This is a genomic window from Vibrio sp. 16, assembly GCF_963681195.1.
In the GTDB taxonomy this organism is placed as follows: Bacteria; Pseudomonadota; Gammaproteobacteria; order Enterobacterales; family Vibrionaceae; genus Vibrio; species Vibrio sinaloensis_D.
Window position 1 is genome coordinate 1541300 of record NZ_OY808997.1, and the last position, 14545, is coordinate 1555844.

At 46.0% G+C, this 14545-nt stretch carries 11 protein-coding genes; 1 reads left to right on the forward strand and 10 read right to left on the reverse strand.

Annotation, left to right across the window (positions count from 1 at the left end; translation table 11 throughout):
- Window positions 1-135 precede the first annotated feature (135 nt).
- The 10 genes from U9J37_RS06770 to U9J37_RS06815 all read right to left on the reverse strand — a co-directional run bounded on the left by U9J37_RS06770 (window position 136) and on the right by U9J37_RS06815 (window position 12053).
- The gene (locus tag U9J37_RS06770; protein ID WP_005473339.1) at window positions 136-1497 is read right to left on the reverse strand and encodes a TRAP transporter large permease; all 1362 of its coding nucleotides are present in this window, start codon (window positions 1495-1497) and stop codon (window positions 136-138) included.
- A 3-nt stretch (window positions 1498-1500) separates the two neighbouring features.
- On the reverse strand, window positions 1501-2187 hold the full coding sequence (locus U9J37_RS06775) for a TRAP transporter small permease (RefSeq protein WP_005473333.1): 687 nt from the start codon (window positions 2185-2187) through the stop codon (window positions 1501-1503).
- A 129-nt stretch (window positions 2188-2316) separates the two neighbouring features.
- Window positions 2317-3312: a TRAP transporter substrate-binding protein gene (locus U9J37_RS06780; RefSeq protein ID WP_005473321.1), complete on the reverse strand. Its 996-nt coding sequence runs from the start codon at window positions 3310-3312 to the stop codon at window positions 2317-2319.
- A 532-nt stretch (window positions 3313-3844) separates the two neighbouring features.
- On the reverse strand, window positions 3845-4960 hold the full coding sequence (locus U9J37_RS06785; protein ID WP_005473446.1) for an ABC transporter ATP-binding protein: 1116 nt from the start codon (window positions 4958-4960) through the stop codon (window positions 3845-3847).
- Between the two features lie 5 nt (window positions 4961-4965).
- A complete protein-coding gene (locus U9J37_RS06790) occupies window positions 4966-5823 on the reverse strand; it encodes a carbohydrate ABC transporter permease (RefSeq protein ID WP_005473363.1) in 858 nt (285 codons plus the stop codon).
- Window positions 5820-6743 carry a carbohydrate ABC transporter permease gene (locus U9J37_RS06795; protein ID WP_005473402.1) on the reverse strand — a complete coding sequence of 308 codons (924 nt, stop codon included), beginning with the start codon at window positions 6741-6743 and terminating at the stop codon, window positions 5820-5822. Before U9J37_RS06795 ends, U9J37_RS06790 begins: the two co-directional genes overlap by 4 nt.
- A gap of 119 nt (window positions 6744-6862) precedes the next feature.
- Window positions 6863-8110 carry an ABC transporter substrate-binding protein gene (locus U9J37_RS06800; RefSeq protein ID WP_005473443.1) on the reverse strand — a complete coding sequence of 416 codons (1248 nt, stop codon included), beginning with the start codon at window positions 8108-8110 and terminating at the stop codon, window positions 6863-6865.
- 144 nt (window positions 8111-8254) lie between these two features.
- Window positions 8255-9703 (reverse strand): ATP-binding protein, encoded by a 1449-nt coding sequence (locus U9J37_RS06805; protein WP_005473349.1) that lies wholly within the window; start codon window positions 9701-9703, stop codon window positions 8255-8257.
- Window positions 9704-9706: 3 nt separating this feature from the next.
- Window positions 9707-10429: a response regulator gene (locus tag U9J37_RS06810; protein WP_005473362.1), complete on the reverse strand. Its 723-nt coding sequence runs from the start codon at window positions 10427-10429 to the stop codon at window positions 9707-9709.
- A gap of 154 nt (window positions 10430-10583) precedes the next feature.
- A complete protein-coding gene (locus U9J37_RS06815) occupies window positions 10584-12053 on the reverse strand; it encodes a protein adenylyltransferase SelO (protein WP_005473344.1) in 1470 nt (489 codons plus the stop codon).
- Window positions 12054-12547: 494 nt separating this feature from the next.
- Between U9J37_RS06815 and U9J37_RS06820 the strand changes: the two genes are divergently transcribed.
- Window positions 12548-14545, forward strand: a complete 1998-nt coding sequence (locus tag U9J37_RS06820) for a methyl-accepting chemotaxis protein (protein ID WP_043887125.1) — start codon at window positions 12548-12550, stop codon at window positions 14543-14545.

Below are 14545 nucleotides of genomic sequence, written 5' to 3' on the forward strand. Positions count from 1 at the left end.
TTATTCATTTATAAAATGAATACTTTGCGCATAGTAATCATTTTCGATTCCCCTCGCCACCCAACTGATTAATTTAACAACGAATAGAACAAAAAAAGCCCCGCGGTTAAGCGAGGCTAATTCTTGCAAGTCACGTTATTTTGTTATGATCTCAGGTCCCATTAAAGTGGTTGGCAACCATGTCGATACCCAAGGTACATAAGTAACAATGATGAGGAAGAGGAACATAACTGCAACCCAAGGCAGTGCTGCTTTCACCACTTGCATCATCGACATCTTAGCGACCCCGGCGGTAACAAATAGGTTCAACCCAACTGGCGGGGTGATCATACCTATCTCCATGTTCACCACCATCATGATACCTAGGTGAATGGGGTCAATGCCGAGTGCAATCGCAATTGGGAATACCAATGGCGCTACGATGATCAACAGCCCTGATGGCTCCATAAACTGGCCACCAATCAAGAGCAATACGTTCACCACAATCAAGAAGGTAATTGGCCCAAGGCCGGCTGATAGCATAGACTCTGTGATCATTTGCGGAATGCGCTCTTCCGTCAACACGTGCTTTAAGATCAAAGCATTAGCGATGATAAACAGCAGCATGATAGTCAGCTTACCTGCATCGTACAGAGTATGCTTGGTGTCTTTATGCACGAACGCTTGGAATACTTTAACGATGGCAGGCTTAGTATTTTTCTTGTCTGCGAACGGCCCCATGTCCTTATAGATAAAGTTCGCGATAAAGAAAGAGTAAACCGCAGCTACTGCGGCCGCTTCTGTCGGTGTGAAGATACCGCCATAGATACCGCCGAGGATGATTACCACCAACAACAGACCCCAGCTTGCATCTTTCGCTGCAGCAAACATTTCACCCCAACCGACAAATGGCTGTTTAGGTAGATTCTTAATGCGCGCCGCAATGTAGATGGCAATCATTAGCATCACACCGGCAAGCAGACCAGGAATAACACCGCCAAGGAACATACGACCTACCGACACATCGGTTGCCGCGGCGTAAACTACCATGACGATAGAAGGTGGAATCAAGATGCCTAGCGTACCAGCGTTACAAATCACCCCAGCAGCGAAATCTTTCGAATAGCCGTTTTTGATCATCCCTGCGATAACGATACTACCGATCGCAACGACCGTTGCTGGTGAAGACCCAGAAAGAGCCGCAAACATCATACATGCGACAACGGAAGCCATCGCTAAACCGCCTCGGAACCAGCCAACCATTGCAATCGCAAAACGGATAATACGTTTCGCAACACCGCCGGTAGACATAAAACTCGATGCCAGAATGAAGAATGGAATCGCCAGTAAGGTGTAGTGACCAGCAAACGCGTTAAATAGGGTTTGAGCAACCGACGCCAACGAGGCATCCGAATGCATCATCAAAAACAGAATACTCGACAGGCCCAATGATACGGCGATTGGCACGCCAATTAGCATAAAGCCAACCACCATTACGAATAGAAACAAAATATCCATGGTTTAGCTCTCCTTGCTCTTATCGTTATTGTCAGAGTTGGCTGCAGATTTAGGCTCCATCGCCTCTCCCGCATCTTTTAACTCTTCTTTGAGCGCTTCTAACTCCTCCTCTGCTTCGTGGCCAGCAATCAGGCGATCGAGCTTACCAGTGGCGATTTGAACGGTGATCTGTGCAAAACGGAATGTCATTAGCGCCATCCCAATTGGCAGCGCCATATAAGGGATAAAGCGTGGCAGTTTTTCATAGCGCTCACCTTCGTTGAGCCAATCGGCTAAAAACTGCAGCATTTCAGGCATTGGAATATCGTCGGTTTCATACCACGCACGCTCTGTCGCAAATGGATACCAATAGTTCCAAGAGCCAATCAAAAGCAAAGTAGAAAAGGTCAAACAGCATGCCGCCGCGATGAGTGCGTAAATTCTGCGAAGCTTCTCAGGTGCCAAGTTGATGACGACATCGACACCGATATGAAAGTGTTTTTTCACGCCGTAAGATGCGCCAACAAGCACCATCCACGCGAATAGGAAAACGGTAAGTTCCAAAGCCCAAAGAATATTGTCGTTAAAGACATATCGAAAAATTACGTTGGCAAAAGTGAGCATAGTCATCGCACCAAGGAAAAAAGCAATCAGCGTTTCCTCGATGGCGTCGGTCACTCTACCTATTCTGGCAAAAATTGACTGTTCCATAGTTACATCGCTTTATAGACCAAACTGGCTAACCAGCTCGGCATGACAGGGAAAGAAAGGCCCTCCTCCCGACAAGAGGGCCAATAGTTAGGGGGATCGTTATAGTTATTTTCAGGTTGACTTAAACCACTACTGGTTTGAAGCTAACGCCGCTTCAATCAAGTCCGAACCGATGTCTTTTTCAAATTTCTTCCAAACCGGTTGCAGAGCTGCTACCCATTGCTGGCGCTGCTCTGGCGTTAACGTGCGAACCTCACCACCCGCTTCAATGATGTTGTTTTTATTCGCAAGGTTAACTTTGGTTGATTCCGCGTTACGCGTTGCCGTCACTTCTTGGATGATGGTGTTTAGCTGGTCGCGTTGGTCTGCTGGAAGGCCTTTCCAGAAGTCGTTTGATGTCACGACTAGGTAGTCCAAAATACCGTGGTTGGTTTCGGTAATGCCATCTTGAACCTCGAAGAATTTCTTACCGTAGATGTTTGACCAAGTGTTCTCTTGACCGTCGATAACTTTAGTTTGCAGACCGCCATACACTTCTTTAAATGACATTTTTTGCGGGTTTGCGCCAAGTTGTTCAAACTGCGCAACCAAAACATCTGACGCCTGAACACGGAACTTAAGTCCTTTCGCGTCTTCAGGTGAGAGCAGCGGTTGGTTAGCCGACATCTGTTTCATACCATTGTGCCAAAACGCCAGACCTTGCAAGCCGCGACGCTTCATCGAGTTCTTTAGTTTTTCACCCGCTTCTGAGTTTTGAAAACGATCAACGGCGTCAACGTCTTCAAATAGGAAAGGAAGGTCAAAGATACGGTATTTTTTCGTGAACTTTTCAAACTTTGATAAAGAAGGGGCAGCAAGTTGCACGTCGCCGTTCAATAACGCTTCAAGCACTTTGTCATCATCATAGAGTGTGGAGTTAGGGAAAACCTGCATACACACTTTTCCATTCATCTCTTCGTTAACACGTTGCTCAAGTAATGAAGCCGCAATCCCTTTCGGGTGCTTATCTGTATTCGTTACGTGACTAAATTTAATCACTGTTTCACCTGGGTCACAGTTTGCAGCAGCGTTAAAACTGGTGACAGCAAGAATCGAAACAGATAGTAGGGTCAATGGCTTAAACATTATTATTCTCCTTGTTAATTGGACAACCCCATCACTGGGTGTTGTACCTATACAAGGGCAACTATCAAGCCAGCTTTAACATTTGTGTAACTTACCATTATTTAACAAAGAGTTAACAGCAAACGCCTTGGAGATTATGTTTCTCTGCAAACCTCAATTCGGTTTTTTTTGGGTGGAAATCCACTCATTGAAATGAGTCAAATGGGTAGCAATCCACTCGTGTTTTTAGAAACGCAACTAAGGGTGGGAAAATCTGGGTTGAGTGATTGTAAGAGAGAGGAAAACAAGAAAATGTGAGGAGAGGGAGTATGCAAAGGAGACTAAAGCATGCAGTCCCTCCCCTCCATCAAAGTCAGCTACGCGTGCTTACTGCGCTAACTCCTAACTTCCCTTTAAGCATAGTCGCTATCAGGGCTTTTATTAACATCTTTATCAAAAAAGAGCTGGGGATGAGTGCACTCCCAAATCAGGTAGCAAGCCAAACCTGATCAATCCCCCGTGACTTTACTCAGGAGTGCACTCAAATTGACGATCAATTGAAGTCGATACGCTGCTCGGTCTGAGCGTCAAAGAACACCGCTTTGGACAAGTCAAAATGAAGTGGTGCTACTTGCCCGACTTTCACCTCAAACTCTGGAGATAGACGACACGCGACTTCTTGGTCATTCACTTTAATCATCGCAATAGTATCTGGTCCTGTTGGCTCCAACACTTCAAGCTGGAGATTCAACATGGTTGAAGCCGATGAGTCTGGATTTTCAGACTCCGTAATATGCTCTGGACGCAGGCCAATCACGATTTCCTTACCATCTTGCTCACGCATTGAAGGCGGCAGTTTGATGTGATGTTCTTGATCGTTGCTCCCCTTGACCTTAATCACCGGCTGATCGTGGTCATCAAGGTCAACCATGGTCTTAATGAAGTTCATTGATGGAGAGCCCATAAAGCCTGCAACAAACATATTGTTCGGCTTGGTGTAGATCTCATGCGGTGTGCCAAGCTGTTGCAGCTCGCCATCTTTCATCACAGCAATGCGATCGGCGAGTGTCATGGCTTCGATTTGATCGTGGGTTACGTAGACAATAGTAGTGTTGAGCTGTTGATGAAGCCGCTTGATCTGATGGCGCATCTCGACACGAAGCTTTGCATCTAGGTTAGACAAGGGTTCGTCAAACAAGTAGAGCTTAGGACGGCGCGCTAACGCACGGCCCATCGCTACACGCTGTCTTTGACCACCAGATAACTGCGACGGTTTACGATCAAGTAAATGATCAATTTGCAGCATGGTTGCCACGCGCTGTACTTCTTCTTCAATTTCGTTGTCTGGCATCTTACGAATTTTTAGGCCAAACGCGATATTTCCGCGCACCGTCATGTTCGGGTACAACGCGTAAGACTGGAAGACCATCGCTATATCACGGTCTTTAGGTTCAACTTGAGACACATCGCGGCCATCAATCACGATTTCGCCTCCACTGATCCCTTCTAGCCCTGCAATGGTGTTCATCAAGGTTGATTTTCCGCACCCAGATGGGCCGACCAGAATCAAAAACTCACCAGAGTCGATGCTGATATCAATGCCTTTCAACGTTTCTTGTTCCGCCTTTGGGTACGTTTTGCGGATCTGTTTAAGTTCTAGTGTCGCCATGGTAATTATCCTTTTACTGATCCTGCCGTTAGGCCGCGAACAAAATATTTTCCTGCCAGTACATAGACAAGGAGTGTTGGTAGAGCTGCGATAATGGCCGCAGCCATATCTACGTTGTATTCTTTAACTCCCGTACTGGTGTTAACAAGGTTGTTAAGGGCAACCGTTATAGGTTGTGTCTCCGAGCCTGAGTAGACCACACCAAATAAGAAGTCATTCCAAATTGCGGTAAATTGCCAAATGACCGTCACCATGATGATAGGTGTCGACAGCGGCAATAGGATTTTGAAGAAAATGGTAAAGAAGCCCGCGCCATCAAGTTTGGCGGCTTTAATCAATTCGTCTGGAATGCCAATATAAAAATTACGGAAGAACAAGGTAGTAAAAGCCATACCGTAAATGACGTGAACAATCACGAGCCCCGTTGTGGTGTTGGCCAAACCTAATTTACCAAGCACCGCCGCCATAGGGAGCAAAATCACCTGAAACGGAATAAAGCAACCAAAGAGCAGCAAGCTGAAAAACAGGTTAGAGCCACGAAACTGCCACTTGGTCACAACGTAACCATTAAACGCCCCAAGTAACGTAGAAATAGCTACCGCTGGGATCACCATCTGGAATGAGTTCCAGAAATACCCTTTCACCCCTTCACATTTCACCCCCGTACAGGCGCTATCCCACGCTTTATACCAAGCATCAAACACCCACTCTTTCGGCAGCGACATTAAGTTCCCTGCTTTGATGTCAGGTAGCGTCTTGAACGAAGTTATCACCATCACAAACAGCGGCATCAAATAGACAACACAGAAAAAGATGAGGCATGCGTAAATAAATAGGCGGGCAAAATTCATGTTGTTGGTCATGATTTTTTCTCCCTAAGTTCTGAGTACAGGTACGGCACGAGAATCGCCAAAATACCCGCTAACATCATCATCGCACTGGCAGCACCTAAACCAATTTGGCCACGAGTGAATGAGTGTGCGTACATAAACAAAGCTGGCAAATCGGAAGAGTAGCCCGGACCACCCGCCGTCATTGCTGTCACCAAGTCGAAGCTCTTAATCGCAATATGAGAGGTAATGATAACGGCGCTGAAAAACACGGGACGCAAGCAAGGTAAAATGATCTTCCAATAAATGGTTGGCAGGCTTGCACCATCAATTTGTGCTGCTTTAATGATTGAAGAATCGATGCCGCGTAGCCCAGCGAGAAACATCGCCATAACAAAGCCTGAAGATTGCCAAACCGCTGCAATAACGAGTGTATAAACCGACATTTCGGAATCCACTAGCCAATCAAATTTAAAGTCCGTGAATCCCCAATCTTGCATCAACTTCTCAATGCCAAGCCCCGGGTTTAAAATCCACTTCCATGCGGTACCCGTCACAATGAATGAGAGTGCCATTGGGTAAAGGTAAATGGTTCTGATTGCCCCTTCTTGACGGATATTCTGATCAAGCAATATTGCTAGACCTACTCCAAGACCAATCGCAATCAGCATAAACAACAGGCCAAAGATACCTAAATTGGTAATTGAAGTGAGCCAACGGTCATTTTCCATCAACTTTTCATACTGGATAAAGCCAGCAAAATTGAAGCTTGGTAGAAAGCGAGAGTTGGTCATTGAAAGTGCAGCCGTCCAAAAAATATAACCGTAGATACACACCACGGTGACTAACATGGTCGGCGCAAGAACGATTTTCGGTAGCCAGCGCTGCAATCTGTCAGCAAAGCTTGGCTTTGGCGCAGACTTATTGGCATACCGAGATACAACATGCTCCATAACGAATCCTTACGTCATCTTATCTAACCTAAATCCGGGTTAGAGATTAAGGAAAGGGCGAATAGGCTCCCCACAAGCCTACTCGCCCTTTGGGGGTGATGAGTGTTCTAACGACTAAGTTAGATTGCCGCTTTAACCGCTTTTGCTAGCTTCTGAGCCGCCTCTTTAGGGTCTGCGGAGTCATCGTTGAAGAAGTTGGTAACGACATCATAAATTGCGCCTTGAGCGTAACTTGTCGTCGATAGGCCGTGCGCCATACTCGGCACTAGGTCGCCAGATTTCGCGCTTGCCTTGAACGTTGCCATTGAGTCCAGCGCACATTGGTCGAACTTACTCATGTCCATATCAAGACGTACCGGAATTGAACCTTTGTTTAGGTTAAACACCTCTTGGAACTCTTTGGTTAAAATCGTTTTCGCCAGATCTTGCTGAGCTTGTTGATTCGCTGCATTGCTCAGTTCAAAGAATGCGAAGCTGTCGATGTTAAACGTGAACTGACCATCCGTGCCCGGCGCAGGAGCACAGATGTAATCTTTGCCCGGTACTTTGCCCGCTGCAGAGAATTCACCTTTTGCCCAGTCACCCATGATTTGCATCGCCGCTTCACCGTTGATGACCATAGAGGTTGCTACGTTCCAGTCACGGCCCGGAGAGTTCGCATCAATGTAGTCGCGCACTTTCTTAAACTTGGTAAACACCTCTACCATCTTATCGCCTGACAAGGTATCCATATCTAGGTCAACAAAGGCTTTGTTGTAATCTTCGCTGCCAAGAACATCCAAAGCAACGGCTTCAAAGACGGTTGCATCCTGCCAAGGTTGGCCACCATGCGCGAGCGGTACAAAGCCAGCCGCTTTGATCTTTTCTGCCGCTGCGAAGAACTCGTCTAATGTGGTTGGCAATTCAACGCCCGATTTTTTCAATACTTCCGGGTTTGCCCATAACCAGTTTACGCGGTGAACGTTAACAGGAACCGCCACGTACTCGCCATCGAACTTCATGACTTTAGTCACGACTGATGGAAGGATTGAATCCCACTGTTCTGCTTTCGCTGTTTTGTCCAAAGACGTTAAGAAACCTAATCCGCCCCACTCCTGAATATCGTGGCCTTTGATTTGCGCCGCTGAAGGAGGGTTTCCTGAGACCGCACGCGTTTTCAATACCGTCATCGCGGACTCACCGCCGCCACCTGCAACCGCAAAGTCTTTCCATGTGTGGTTTTGCTTTTCGAGCATCTCTTTCAGTACAGCAGCAGATTTGGCCTCACCGCCCGCAGTCCACCAGTGAAGCACTTCCACTTCTCCCGCATGAGAAAGAGCAGAGGCAGACAAGAGCGATAAAGTAAGTAGGGTTTTATTCATTTTCATTGTTATCTTCCATGTATTGGATTAGAAATCAGGGCCGACCACATTCCTGACCCGTTCACTTCGTGCTTGAACACTATGGAGTCTATCCAAATAGAATTTTTTGATTGAAACAAAGCGTAAAGCCAATGTAACAAGAAAGTTACATTAGACTTCTAAGCTAGGTGGGATAAAGAGTTGCGCGCGAAGACCGCCGTTAGGAAGATTGCTAATAATGAGATCTCCACCATGTCCATGGAGAATGTTGCGGCAGATTCCAAGCCCTAAACCATGTCCTTGGTCATCGTCAGCCAACCTAAAATAGGGCTCAAACACTTGCTCTTGTTTCTCTTCGGGAATGCCAGGGCCGGCATCATCAACCGTGATGGTAATCCACTCATCTGAAACGCCGATGGATACCTCGGCGCTGGTACCGTACTTGACGGCGTTATCGAGAATATTGGTGATGACCCGTTTCATCGCCAATGGTTTAGCAACGATCGGATCCATCGGAACCGGCACGAACGCCACGACTTGCACTCTGTGGTTCATGGGTTCAATCACAGACAAGATCATCTCATTGAGGTCAATAAAGGCGTTGTTTTCGTGTAAGTCAGTGTCTCTGACACATTGCAGCGCCCCCTTGACCATCATTTCCAACTCATCGAGGTCTTTATTAAATTTGCTGCGCTTTGTGTCATTTTCCAGAAGTTCAGCACGTAAACGAAGACGAGTTATCGGGGTTTTTAGATCATGAGAGATGGACGAAAACAGATGTTCTCTATCCGCGACATAACGCCGTATACGTTGCTGCATTCGATTGAAAGCCCGAGTCGCTGTGACTAATTCACTTGCCCCTTCTTCAGCAAGCGGAGGCTGATCGATATCCATACTCATTTCATTCGCCGCTTTGGCTAATCGCTTCAACGGTTTGACTTGGCGACGCATCAGTAAATAGGTCAAACCCAATAGCAGAGTCGTTGAGAGAATTAAAAAGACAATTTGCTCGCGAGCGATAACCGTATCATCTAAAGTCACATACGGTGCGGGCAACAACGCCGCTATGTACACCCACTCATGACTGCTCAGTTCAATTTGTACTACCAATATCGGAGGGTCTATCGGAGACAAGGTTAACGTATGATGCGCCCAAGATTTCGGAAGATCGTGCAGGTAAATGTCATTTTTAAGGAGCCGCAGATTATCAGGACGCGAGAAATCAACGGAAATTGAATCCACCTTGGTGAGTTTTTGATTCAACACAGAAGACACGGCTTGGATAGAAGCCTGTTTTAGACGAGTCTCTTCTATCGGTTCAACAATCAGCTTTTCTTTATTAAACGAGACGAAAAAACGCGTACCGCCCATATTGCGAATTTGGTCCAAAACGATGTGTCGGTAGCGCACGGGCAGAGATTGAAAGAAGGTCACCGTGGAGGCAAACATATTGGCCATGCTTTGCGACGCATCTTGGATACCCGCCAGTTCCTTCTGCTTTGACTCACTGTACCAAATGGCGGTCGCGATTCCCTGCGCCAACACCACCGCCAACAGCGCAAGACCCAAGGTTCGAGTCACCAGTGAGTTTGGCTTGATGAGACGCAGTAAACTCAGCATTCGTTAATGCTCGATAGTAACGGGCACAGCCAGAATATATCCATTACCCCGCATGGTTTTGATGTACTGGGGGTATTTACCACTGTCGCCTAGACGGTTTCTCAAGCGACTTAATTGAACGTCAATTCCGCGCTCGAACGGCAACGCTTCTCTACCGCGAGTGGCAAATGAAATCGTATCCCTGTCTAAGACCTCATTCGGACGAGTTAAAAACAGCATCAAAAGCGCGAAGTCACTGCCAGATAAATCATGCTCTTGGCCATTTTCAAGGTGGATAATCTTATGTGCGAGGGTATCAAGGCGCCAATCGCCAAAGGTGATATGTTTAGGGAGCGCATCCGCTGGTTTGTCGTCACTCAATTGCACCCGACGCAACACGGCTTTGATGCGCGCAACAAGCTGCCTCGGGTTAAAAGGCTTGGCGATGTAATCATCAGCGCCAATTTCTAAGCCGATGATTTGATCCGTTTCATCCGATACCGCAGTGAGCATGATGATCGGAACGCTAGACTCTCGACGAATATACTGGCATAAGGTAAAGCCATCATCGCCTGGTAGCATTACATCTAACAAAACCAGTTCTGGATAACCAGTTTGCTCTAGGTGTAGCTTAAGCTGCTCCCCATCTGCGACCGTGTCTACAAGGTAGCCCGACTTAGTTAGATATTCGTCTAACAGTTCTCGAATCTCTTGATCGTCATCTACAACAAGTATTTTAGCGCTCATAAACCCTAATTCATTACCAATGATGCTTGGCTATTAGTGTAGTGAGATGGTACTCAGAAGCTGATTGATTATTTTGCATAATTTGAACAAAGTGCAGACGAGGTTCACAAGTTTGTCATGCGAATAAAAACAGATCTATCAGTCATTCATCTTGTTAAGACGAACAACTGATTTCCATCTTCTTGCCCCATTCCGGAGGCAGATTCGCATAGGCGTCTTTATCGGGTTGCTCATCAAATGGATGTTTTAGCAGTTCAGCAAGCGCTTCTACTTCACTGAAATCACCCTGCTCGGCTTTATCAATAGCGATTTGAGCCAAGTAATTTCTAAGAATGTACTTCGGATTTACCTGACGCATTTTTTCACAACGTGTTGTTGATGGGATGGCTTGCCCCGCCTCGTCCACCTCACATTCACAACGAGCAAGGTAGAGTTCAAGCCAAGCATTCGCGGCCTCTCGATCAATAAACAGATCTGAGACGTTGTGAACAGGTTGAGTATCAAGGTTGGAGAGTTCACGCATAAACCGTGTGTAATCGACTCGGTTTTGGTGAAGTAACTCAAACATCGCATTGAACAGTTGGCTATCCTGTTCCAGCTTGCAGTTTAGGCCGAGCTTTGCTCGCATCAGTCGGCTAAATTTTTTGCCCAGAGTTACTTCAAATTGGCTCAAAGCCTGTTCAAGTTCGCTCTTATCAATAATGGGGGATAACGCGTGCGCTAAAGCCGATAGGTTCCAAAGACCAATTCTGGGCTGTTGGTCAAAAGCGTATCGACCTTGATAATCGGAATGGTTACAGATGTAGCCCGGCTCGTAATCATCCAAGAACCCAAACGGACCATAATCAAACGTCTGACCCAAAATGGACATGTTGTCGGTATTCATCACGCCATGAGCAAAACCATATGCCTGCCAATAGGCGATCATGTGTGCGGTTTTCTCGACTATGGTTGCAAACATCGCAGCATAAGGAGATTCGCTATCTAAGCATTTTGGCCAATACCACTCGATCACTTTATCAGCCAGCAGCTTCAGCTCACTTAATTGATTGGTGTAGAAAAAGTGCTCGAAGTGACCAAATCGGATGTGGCTTTCAGCAACACGCAGCAACAAAGCGCCACTTTCCACTTTATCTCGATAAACTGGGGTGTCACTGGTCAACATCCCTAAAGCGCGAGTGGTGGGAATACCCAACCCTGCCATCGCTTCACTACAAAGATATTCACGAATCGTAGAACGTAGTACCGCCCTACCATCTCCCATACGGGAATAAGGAGTGAGTCCCGCACCCTTTAGATGAATATCGAACATTTGCCCAGTGGGCGACGTCACTTCACCAAGCAATAAACCGCGACCATCACCCAAATCAGGGTTATAGCTACCAAACTGATGACCTGCATATTTCATTGCGAGTACTGGGGTTGTCTGATAGTCCCCTTCTCCCGAAAGAAAATATTTCAGATCACCACTTGGCTGATTTTCAGGTAACCCAAGTTGCTCGGCCAGTACGCTATTCCATGCTATCCAATGGCTGTTTTCCAATGGTTGAGGATCCACCAAGGAGTAAAAGGCATTTGGTAATTCAGCATATCGATTGGATAAATTGGGGATAAGCAGAGGCATTTGGTATACAACTCTTTAACAATAAGCGGATACAGCAAAAATATCACAACCTTATCGACAAGAGCCAGTGAACCGCCCTAATAAGTGAAGAAGAAGTAAGTAACCACAAACTTACTAAGGCTTAGTTCAGTTAACATTTAGATGAAAGCAAAGACAAAGAAAATAGCAAAAATAGAAAACAAACAAGTTCGGCTGATCACGCCAAGATGAGTGGGTTGAATCATTTCTTGATGCTGCATAGGCACTCCTTATTTTGTTACATAGTCATTACAATATGATGAATTATTGAATAAACCTCAATATTGTATTCAATGAACTTTTTATGACATTACACCAAGTACTTTGAAATGCTGCCCATGAACAACATATGAACTCGATCACACAACAAGTGCGAACCTATTCATTTTTCTTAATTTAATCTCTACGTACAACGCCTTCCCATTTTAACGTCTTATACTAATTGAATAACAACAACAGTCTTGCTAGGAGCGTTAATGAATACTTTAATTCACAGGTTTAGCCTTAATCACTTAGTGCTATTTCTTGCAGGGATACCCATTCTTATCTCGCTATCGCTGGCGGTAGAGTTAGTCCTCAACTATCGAACTACCTTAGAAAACGCCAACAGCGACAAGTCTGCGACTGAATTGATTTTACTTTATGACAATCTTGCCCATAACCTTGCGGTCGAGCGTGGTCTGAGCGCCGGTGTGTTGGGTAGTAAGGGTAATCCTGAGCAAGTGAAGGCTCTGATTGCTCATCGTAAAAAGGCCGATCAACACGTTCAAAAATTAATGTCATTCTCTGACGACACTTTGCCACTCCCTTGGCAAACCAAGCTTAAATCAGATGTCGCCAATGAACTGGCGAAGTTGAATGAGGTACGTCGTCAGGTCGATACTCTCTCACCTAAGTTGTCTCCGTTTGGGTACTATTCCAACTTGAATCAGTTGTCAATTGATAACGCGTCTATCATCAGTGGCGAACTATCGAACCCAGAGGTTGTCAGCCTAAGTAAAAGTCTGATCGCCGTCATGGAGATAAAAGAAAGAGCGGGTCAGGTCCGAGGCGCTCTAAACGGTGCTTTTTCTCGCAAAAATTCAACAATAGGGCAATATGTTGCCATCCAAAACTATCTAGCATCTGGCGACTATGCTGCGCGACAAGCCAAGATTACGCTTCCAAGTCACCTCCTAGACCAGTTGACAAGAGCCAAACAACAACAAGCTTGGCAATCAGTTGAAACGATCCAACAGCAATTTCTCGACCAGAAAGGTACACTCGCTGCGCTTACCGGACCAGAGCCATCGGCTTGGTTTGCTATGGCGACGGATAGAATTAAATTAATTAACGCTATCCGCAACGGCATTAAGGATCAGATGGTCGTGATTTCAGATAACCAAGCTGACAGCGCGGCCTTTAACATGAGCCTGATTATTGCTGCTGCATTTGGGATCAGCACCATACTCATGTTTGGCGTTTTGATCTCAGTACGCGGGCTCCGCCAGCAAGTCAATATGGTGACAGGCAACCTTTCCAACATGTCCAACCAACGTAACCTCAGCATACAGTTGCCTGATACGGGAAATAACGAGTTGAGCCACATATCTCAAAGTGTTAATGACCTGACAAAAAGTATCAAAAAACTACTAGGCAGCATCAGAGAAACCAACGACCACAGTAACGAGCGCTTGGACCATATTGTTAAAGGTGCAAGTGATTTGGGCGATAGCAGCCGAAAGACCAATGATAAATGCAACAACATTGCCACAGCGATGACACAACTTTCTCAGTCTAGCCTTGAAATCGCTTCCTCTTCAGAGCGAGCACTTCGGGAAACAGAGCAAATGACCAACAAGGTATTGAGTTGCCAGTCCCAAAGCCGTAACTCTTATCAAAGAGTCGAAGCCTTAGTTTCACAAATAGAGCAGACTCAAGAGTGCATGGCCAAACTCGAAAAAGATGCACAGAGTGTCAGCAAAATAGTCGACACCATCAATGGCATATCTGAACAAACCAATCTCTTGGCCTTGAATGCCGCAATAGAGGCGGCACGAGCAGGCGAACATGGCCGAGGTTTCGCTGTAGTTTCTTCTGAAGTGCGCGATTTGGCACAGCGAAGTAAAGAAGCAACCGAGCATATCTCTCAACTGCTGGGCAACATCACCACTAACACGCAGACGGCAGTTAGTAATATGCATAAAAGCCGTGAGGCCACTGATGCAACTTTCACTTCCGTATCTGATGTAAATGAGAGCATTTCACAACTCGAACATCTCATTGAAACCGTAAATCAACACATAACTAGCATCGCCAATTCAACAACGGAGCAATCCAAAGCGAGTGAAGATGTTGATAAAGATATCGATGTTCTGGCGGAAATTGCCTTAAGGACAGGAGAACTTGCAGCGAACATGGATAGTATTGTCACAAACTATAAAACTGAAGTAGCCCAAGTTCACGATCAATTACAGGAGTTTAAGTTGGCGTAG

Bases quoted from the DNA above. Each gene is read 5' to 3' on its own strand.
- U9J37_RS06770 (WP_005473339.1), bottom strand. From the start codon at position 1,497: ATGGATATTTTGTTTCTATTCGTAATGGTGGTTGGCTTTATGCTAATT.
- U9J37_RS06775 (WP_005473333.1), bottom strand. From the start codon at position 2,187: ATGGAACAGTCAATTTTTGCCAGAATAGGTAGAGTGACCGACGCCATC.
- U9J37_RS06780 (WP_005473321.1), bottom strand. From the start codon at position 3,312: ATGTTTAAGCCATTGACCCTACTATCTGTTTCGATTCTTGCTGTCACC.
- U9J37_RS06785 (WP_005473446.1), bottom strand. From the start codon at position 4,960: ATGGCGACACTAGAACTTAAACAGATCCGCAAAACGTACCCAAAGGCG.
- U9J37_RS06790 (WP_005473363.1), bottom strand. From the start codon at position 5,823: ATGACCAACAACATGAATTTTGCCCGCCTATTTATTTACGCATGCCTC.
- U9J37_RS06795 (WP_005473402.1), bottom strand. From the start codon at position 6,743: ATGGAGCATGTTGTATCTCGGTATGCCAATAAGTCTGCGCCAAAGCCA.
- U9J37_RS06800 (WP_005473443.1), bottom strand. From the start codon at position 8,110: ATGAAAATGAATAAAACCCTACTTACTTTATCGCTCTTGTCTGCCTCT.
- U9J37_RS06805 (WP_005473349.1), bottom strand. From the start codon at position 9,703: ATGCTGAGTTTACTGCGTCTCATCAAGCCAAACTCACTGGTGACTCGA.
- U9J37_RS06810 (WP_005473362.1), bottom strand. From the start codon at position 10,429: ATGAGCGCTAAAATACTTGTTGTAGATGACGATCAAGAGATTCGAGAA.
- U9J37_RS06815 (WP_005473344.1), bottom strand. From the start codon at position 12,053: ATGCCTCTGCTTATCCCCAATTTATCCAATCGATATGCTGAATTACCA.
- U9J37_RS06820 (WP_043887125.1), top strand. From the start codon at position 12,548: ATGAATACTTTAATTCACAGGTTTAGCCTTAATCACTTAGTGCTATTT.